Here is a 1,958-nt window from a genome sequence, read left to right as displayed (position 1 = left end):
GCGGCGCCGCCCAGCGCTGGCTGCGCCGGCGCCTGTCGGCCTACGCGGGCCGCGAGCTCGGCGCCGGCGCCTTGCAGACCGGCGCGCACGGCAAGCCCGCGCTGGCCGACGGCGCATTCGCGTTCAATCTGAGCCACAGCGGCGCGGCCGCCGTGCTCGCGATCGCGCGCGGCGTGGAGCTCGGCGTCGACCTGGAAACGCCGGGGCGCCTGCGGCCTTTCGTCGCGTTGGCGCGGCGTTATTTCCGCCCGGCCGAAGCGCGTGCCGTCGCCGAGGCGGCCGAGGTCGCGCGCGAGTTGCTGTTCCTGCGCCTGTGGACGGCCAAAGAAGCCGTGCTCAAGGCGCTCGGTCGCGGTCTGGCGTTCGGCCTGGACCGGCTCGAGTTCGACCTGTCGGCGCCGCCGATCCGCCTTGCCTGGATCGCCGGGGACGGCGGCGATGCGGCCGGCTGGCAGGTGCGCGCGTTGCCCGTCGCAGCGCCGCGGCTGGGCCATCTGGCCTGGTACGGAGAAGCGCGGCAATTGCAGTGTTTCGAGGATGTCATGCCGGCGTCATCGACGTCGCCGGACCCGTACCAAGCCCAGTTGTAGGCCAGGGCTTAACGGGCTAAGTTCCGGTCAAACCCCGAACATTCGGTCGAGGCCCGCCGTCGACATGTGGAAGCTCCTGCGCAACCTGCTGCTATCGGCCGTTGTGCTTGCGCTGGGTCTCAAGCTGGCGCTCTGGTTCGCGGCCGGGCAGCAGGCGCAGGCACTCGCCGACGGCCTGCGGCGCTGGGGTGAGTTGAGCTGGACCAGCGCCAGCGGTTCGTTCGACGGCGATGTGACGCTCAGCGGCGTGCAGTTCCGGCCCAAAGCCGGGTTCGAGGTCGCCGGCTTCAGCGCGTCATCGCTGCGGCTGCGTACGCCGGGCGTGTTGTGGACCTTGCGCCGCTCGATCACGCGCGACAACAGCGCGCCCGAACAGCTGGGGCTGCGTCTGACCGATCTGAACCTGCCGGCGCTACGCAAGCTCGCGGCCGGCAACACGCCGCCGTGGTTCGGCGCGCAGAGCCTTGCGCCGTTCGAGACCTTCGCCTGCGGCGCGGTCGACGAGCTGTCGCCGGCGAATTTCAGCGCGATGCAGATGCAGCCGCGCGCGCCGCAGCTCGATCTCGACTACCGCTACGACGCGCAGACGCAGCGCCTGGATGCCGACCTGCGCCTCGACAACCCGCCGTTCGGCAAGGTCGCGCTGAGCACCGAGCTGCTTCAGCTCCAGCCGCAGATCTTCGACAGCGCCGCCGCACGCGACGCGCTGCGCATCGCCTCGGCCGACTTCAGCTATCGCGACAACGGCTTCCTGCGCCGGCGCAACGAGTTCTGCGCGCGCGAGACCGGACTGGACGTCGACGGTTTCGTCGACCGGCACATCGCCAGCGTGCAGGACCGGCTCAAGGCATCGCACATCGTGCCGGCCGAGGGCGTGGTCGAGATCTATCGCGAGCTGCTGCGCGGCGGCGGCGAGATCAAGCTCCTGAGCCTGCCGCGCGAGGACATCGCGCCGGCCCAGTACGACACCTACGATCCGGAGGAAGTCCTGCGCTGGCTCAACCTGACGGCGCGCCACAACGATGCGCCGCCGGTGCTGTTCAAGCTGTTCTTCCTGGCCGAACCGGTCGAGGCGCTGGCCGGCATCGACCTCGCGCTGATGCACGATCCGCTGGCCGAGCCCGAACCCGAGACCGTCGTGGTCAAGCCGCCGGAGAACCCGGTGCTCGCGACGACGACCGGTGTCGCGCCGACGGGCAAGCCGTCCGGCAAACCGTCTGCGCCGATTCCCGCAGAGGATCCGCTGCCGCCGCCGCTCGACCCGGTCACCGGCAGCGCCGGCCCGCCCGTCGCCGCGACGAGGCCGACCGTTCCCCCGTCCGTCGTCGCGCCGCCCGAACCGGAGTCGGCCGAGACGATCGCGGCCCG

The 1,958-nt window shown here is 71.5% G+C and carries 1 protein-coding gene and 1 pseudogene; both read left to right on the top strand.

Annotated features, from left to right (window positions below):
- The coding region (locus NON22_RS23600) for a 4'-phosphopantetheinyl transferase family protein (RefSeq protein ID WP_257389431.1) at positions 1 to 590 on the top strand (590 nt) is incomplete at its 5' end.
- Positions 591 to 654: 64 nt separating this feature from the next.
- Positions 655 to 1,958, top strand: a pseudogene (locus NON22_RS23595) (hypothetical protein); the annotation flags it as partial.

The organism is Tahibacter caeni (assembly GCF_024609805.1).
GTDB lineage: Bacteria > Pseudomonadota > Gammaproteobacteria > Xanthomonadales > Rhodanobacteraceae > Tahibacter > Tahibacter caeni.
This window is presented reverse-complemented; position numbering and strand designations above follow the sequence as displayed.